At 56.8% G+C, this 903-nt stretch carries 1 protein-coding gene and 1 pseudogene; both read right to left on the bottom strand.

What is annotated here, in order from left to right; all coding sequences use genetic code 11:
- Nucleotides 1–411: pseudogene (locus EN780_RS35480) on the bottom strand (DUF1353 domain-containing protein); the annotation flags it as partial.
- A gap of 61 nt (nt 412–472) precedes the next feature.
- The coding region (locus tag EN780_RS35475) for a BRCT domain-containing protein (protein ID WP_128276553.1) at nt 473–903 on the bottom strand (431 nt) is incomplete at its 5' end.

Raw genomic sequence — 903 nt, 5'->3', positions numbered from 1 at the left:
AACGATGCAGTGATGCGCAATGAAGATCCAGTCGTGGACCATGTAGGCTGGGGCGTAGCCCCAAGGCGACAGCCCTTTGAAGACCTGCGCGATCTTCGGGATTGAGCCGCCGTCCGTGTACATGAGGCCTGGCTTGATCGTGCTTCCTGGTGCTGCCGGATCTGCCCGATGGAAGATCAAGGGATCATGAGGGTCGGGCACGAACAGGAAACTCCCGTCACCGGAATTGTTGCCCTCACCGACCCACATCACGAACAAGCTGCCGGATATCTCACCGGTGGTAAGCTTCTGGTAGTCTATGGAGGTGCACCCAGCTGCAGTTGCAACTGCGAGCGCGAGCACGCTCGTAATGAAGCGACCTGCAAATCGCCGAGACAGGCGGATCTGATCGCTGAACGCATTGTGCTGCATCGTTCCACCTCGGTCGAATAGAGTGCTGATGGTATTAGACGCTGCCAAACCACGGACGAAGTCAGAGAAAACCGACCCAATGGCTCTCGGCGACAATCGAGATTGGCAACCCCTCGTCGCGCCAGGCGGTCGCTTTGAAAATCTTGTCGCCAAACGATGAGTGCTTCCAAGACTCTGTGGCGTACGCACCGATCACGAGCACGTCGGTCTTTTGCGTCAAACTGCCGGCGCGGCCGCCACGATCCGCTATGGCCTGCTCGCAGTATTTTCGCTGGCCATAATTGAACGTCCCGGTGAAACAGTACGACCGACCTTCAAAGGTCAAATGCGGAGGCGGATTGCAAAGGGGCAGGGTGGTCGGCTTCAACACTTCACCAAGTTCGAAATCTCGGTTCGAGAAGCTGTTCAACGTATCGAGAAGTTCAGTGTGTTCATCGGCGTCGAGCACGCCGTCCGCAAGGATTTTATTGACCCGTCGGTACAAGGTCCGGA

Source organism: Mesorhizobium sp. M4B.F.Ca.ET.089.01.1.1 (assembly GCF_004022605.1).
GTDB classification, from domain to species: Bacteria; Pseudomonadota; Alphaproteobacteria; order Rhizobiales; family Rhizobiaceae; genus Mesorhizobium; species Mesorhizobium abyssinicae.
The sequence above is the reverse complement of the archived record's forward strand: the minus strand, read 5'-3'. Positions and strand labels throughout refer to the sequence as shown.